The organism is Haloferax profundi, assembly GCF_001469865.1.
GTDB lineage: Archaea > Halobacteriota > Halobacteria > Halobacteriales > Haloferacaceae > Haloferax > Haloferax profundi.
Genome location: NZ_LOPV01000410.1, coordinates 1 through 4,141, shown reverse-complemented (window position 1 = coordinate 4,141; position 4,141 = coordinate 1). Strand labels below are relative to the sequence as shown.

Sequence of the window (4,141 nt, the reverse complement as noted above, 5' to 3'; positions counted from 1 at the left end):
CGAACGTCTCGAAGCCCATCGACTCGAGAGCGACGTTGCCTGCCAGGACCAGCAGGTCGGCCCACGAGAGATTACGGCCGTACTTCTGCTTGACGGGCCAGAGCAGTCGGCGTGCCTTGTCGAGGTTCGCGTTGTCGGGCCAACTGTTGAGGGGTGCGAAGCGCTGCATGCCACCGGCCGCGCCACCGCGACCATCAGTGGTGCGGTACGTGCCGGCGCTGTGCCACGCCATCCGAATAAAGAGGGGACCGTAGTGACCGTAGTCAGCAGGCCACCACTCCTGCGAGGAGGTCATCACTGCCTCGATGTCCTCCTTCACGGCGTCGAAGTCGAGTGACTCGAACGCTTCAGCGTAGTCGAACGCTTCGTCCATCGGGTCGACGTTGTGAGCGTTCTGGTCGAGGATGTCCAGTTTCAACTGATTTGGCCACCAGTCTTGGTCGGATTGCATCGTCGGGTGATTGTTACTACTGCATGTAAAGATTGTCTAATTCGGAAATGAAATTCTATTTTTGAAATGAAGACTCCGGTGCAGCCAAAGTGAGATATCGAATTCGTGAACAAATCTCAGCAATATGCACGAAGGCCTAGTTCAGAGCCACTTCAGAATCTACCATGGCCTGGCGGTTTGAACTGCGCTACTGAGTTTGGCGGCCTCTAACGGCAAGTAACAGCACTTCGAGAGACCAGAATCAGACCGTGCTGGACACAGGAACTATCCCCTCTGTGGCACCATACACTCAGTCCCAAAGGTCGTACATGTCGTCCTGAACACCGCCAGTGTAGTGCTCGCCGTCGGAGACGACACCACACTCGTCATCGTCAGTCGGGGATTCGACCGTTGCGACCACCGTCGCTTCGATACCTTCGTCGGCGAGTGCTGTGAGCACTGAGTCAGTCTCGTCGGCAGGAACTGTCGCAAGGAGCGCACCCGACCCGAGAATCCGAATCGGGTCGACACCCATCGCTTCACACACCGCCCGTGTCTCGGGGCGGACGGGAACAGCATCTCTCTCTACGTCGATACGGACGCCCGACGCGCAGGCGAGTTCGACCAATCCGTTGAGAACCCCACCCTCTGTCGGGTCGTGCATCGCTGTCGCAACGGAAGAGAGGACGGCCGACTCGGGGAGGACGCTGATGTCGTCGAAGAATCCTGCGGCCCGGTCGACGGTCTCGACGTCGACACCAGCCGATTCGAGGTCGCCGCGGAAGTCGGTCGCGAGCACGGCGGTCCCTTCGATGCCCGCCCCTTTCGTGAGTATCACTGCGTCACCGGGCGACGCGCCCGACGTGGGGACGTAACGGTCGGTGGGCCCCAAACAGGTCAGCGAGAGAAGTGGGCGTGAGAGACCAGCGACGGTTTCGGTGTGCCCACCAACGATAGTGATTCCTAATCGGGTGGCTTCGGCGTCGAGTTGGGCGGTGATGTCGTCGAGGACGTCGACGTCGGGTTCGGGGAGGAGAATCGTACTCACGAGCCACTTTGGGATGCCACCGCAGGCAGCGACGTCGTTGCTCGCAATCGCGACGCCGAGTGTTCCGATACGCTTTGCGGCGAGCGAGATTGGGTCGGTCGTGACGACCATCGTCCCCTCGTCGGTTGCGACGGCAGCGGCATCTTCGCCGTAGCCAGCGCCAACGAACAGGTCGTCGTTGGCCGCACCCGTCCGCGAGAAGATGTAGCGGTCGAGGTCCGCGGGCGAGAGTTTGCTCATGGTGATAGTGTTGCAGGTCGGCTTTTGTGTCTTCCCGTTCGGCGGTGACCCGATTGGGCTCTCTTGCAGACAGACACCATCACGGCTTATACCACCTCCCACGAAACGGCCGACTATGCTGATGACACCCGGCCCGACGGCAGTCCCGCCGAGGGTTCGCGACCGGATGAGCGACCCGATGCCGAATCCCGACATCGAACAGGCGTTCTTCGACACGTACGACGAGGTCTGTGCAAAACTGCAGACCATCTACGACACCGACGACGACGTACTCGTCATGGGTGGAGAGGGGATTCTCGGCCTCGAAGCGGCCATCGCCTCGACGGTGGCCCCCGGTGACGACGTTCTGTGCGTCTCGAACGGTCTCTACGGCGATGGATTCGCCGACTTCGTGGAGAACTACGGTGGCAATCCGACACTCGTCGGTGCCGACTACACCGACCCACTCGATTACGCCGGTGTGGAAGAAGCACTCGACGAGGGCGATTTCAAAGTCGCGACGATGGTCCACTGTGAGACGCCGACAGGCACCCTCAACGACATCGAACCGGTCCTCGAACTGCTCCACGACAACGACGTACTGACCATCGTCGATGCCGTCTCCTCACTCGGTGGGACGCCCGTCCCGAGCGAGTACATCGACATCAACCTCGGCGCGTCCCAAAAGGCGTTCAGTTCGCCACCGGGACTGACGACTGTCTCGGTCAGCGACCGGGCGTGGGACGTCGCAGAAGAACGCGACCCCACGTCTCTCTATACGAACCTCCTCCCGTGGCGAGACACGAGCGATATGTTCCCGTATACCCACCTCGTGGCCAACGTCGCCGCCCTCGACGAGTCGCTCGAGATGATTCTCGAAGAAGGAGTCGAATCGGTCTACGAACGCCACGAGAGTGCCGCCGAGCACTGCCGCGAGCGTGGCGCAGCACTCGGACTCGACCTCTACCCCGACGTCGAGCGGAGTGCACCGACGGTCACAGCATTCCACGTGCCCGGCGAGGCGAAGGCACTGCAACGCGAACTCGACGAACGACACGACATCGTCCTGTCGACAGGACTCGCCGACCTCGAAGGCGACATCCTCCGCGTCGGTCATATGGGCTACAACGCCGACGTCGACAAAGTCGACCGTGTTATGGATGCGTTAGAAGCAGTGACCAACTAATCACTGGTCGACCCGAGAACTCTCCCGCGTGGTCGATTTTTCTTCGTCCTAACGCCACCATCTCACCGCCCGCTCAGTTCTCTCGGAGGGTGACGCTGTCGACCACTACTCTCGCTGTCAGTGTATCGGTTCTGTGGGACGTCCAAAAAGAACTATGGAAGAAGAAAGATGCGTGGGTTCAGTACGCCGCGTCGACGATGTCGTCGTCGAGTTCGTCGAACTGCGCCAGATACGACCGACGCTCGTCGCGGAGTTTCCGGTGTGCGCCGGCGAAGTCTTCGACGTGGTCTGCGACGACGTACTGAGCGATATCGATGCCGGGGACGTCCGTCGGGACGGTCAGACCGAGCATCTCGTCGTATGCCCATTCGATGCTCTCACGGGCGACACCTTCGAGGATGGCGACGGTCTCTTCGACGCCGACATCCACTGGGTCGTCGGTGCCGACAGCACCGGTGTTGATGACGAAGCAATCGACGTCGAGGTCGTCGATGAGGTCACGGAATCGGTTCCCCTCCTGCCCCTCTGAACCGATGATGAACGGGTTCGTTCCGACGACACGAATGGGTTCGCCAATTCGTGAGGGGTCGCCAGCGCTCGTCTCGACGGACTCGCCCAGCATGAACGCGACAGCGGCCTGTGTCTCGTCGAGTTTGGCAACCGGCGGCATCAGTGGGTTCCGCGTGATGAAGAACACCTGGTCGACGCTGTCGAGGTCGATATCCGTGGCCGAACTTTGGAGGCAGTCTCGCTGAATCACGGCGCGCGCATTTCGTCCGTACCGTGGTTCGTCGAATTCGACGGACCCATCGTCGTCGACGGCGACGTTCTCGAGGACGGCGCTTGCGTCGGTTGCGGCCCCGTAAAGTTCGGGTTGTTCGGCCTCGTCGAGGCCGAGTGTTTTGATGTAGAGGCCACCACCCTCACTACCGGCGACAGTTCCCGATGGGAGCAACGCACACACGTCGTCTTGGAGCATCTCTGCTCCCTCGGGTTCGTCGAGCCAGAGGCCGTGGCTGGTCAGCGTGGACTTTCCCGTCCCGGAGAGGCCGAGGTAGAGTTGGCCAACTTCGCGCTGGTCGTCTCCATCTCCGAGGCACACTCGTTTACTGCCGGCGTGGAGGCCGAGGCCACCTGCTTGTTTCGCGCGGTGCATGAACAGGCGGAGGAACGATTTCTTCGCTTCACCCGTGTAGTCGCTTCCGAGGACCGTCGTGAGTCCTACCTCGGGGAGGACGCGGATGCACGGTTCGTCGGT

4 protein-coding genes are annotated in these 4,141 nt (G+C 61.1%); 1 reads left to right on the top strand and 3 read right to left on the bottom strand.

Translation table 11 applies throughout. From position 1 onward, the window contains the following. Both AUR66_RS14090 and AUR66_RS14085 read right to left on the bottom strand, forming a co-directional pair. A partial coding sequence (locus tag AUR66_RS14090; protein ID WP_331457008.1) for a peroxidase family protein occupies positions 1-451 on the bottom strand: 451 nt, incomplete at its 3' end. 289 nt (positions 452-740) lie between these two features. Next, the gene (locus tag AUR66_RS14085; RefSeq protein WP_058572924.1) at positions 741-1,718 is read right to left on the bottom strand and encodes an AIR synthase family protein; all 978 of its coding nucleotides are present in this window, start codon (positions 1,716-1,718) and stop codon (positions 741-743) included. A gap of 115 nt (positions 1,719-1,833) precedes the next feature. Here AUR66_RS14085 and AUR66_RS14080 point away from each other — a divergent pair, with 115 nt between their 5' ends. Next, positions 1,834-2,883, top strand: a complete 1,050-nt coding sequence (locus tag AUR66_RS14080; protein ID WP_058572923.1) for a pyridoxal-phosphate-dependent aminotransferase family protein — start codon at positions 1,834-1,836, stop codon at positions 2,881-2,883. Positions 2,884-3,061: 178 nt separating this feature from the next. On the opposite strand, the gene AUR66_RS14075 is transcribed toward AUR66_RS14080, so the two are convergent. After that, positions 3,062-4,141 (bottom strand): phosphoenolpyruvate carboxykinase (locus AUR66_RS14075; RefSeq protein WP_058572922.1); only part of this gene is annotated, 1,080 nt, incomplete at its 5' end.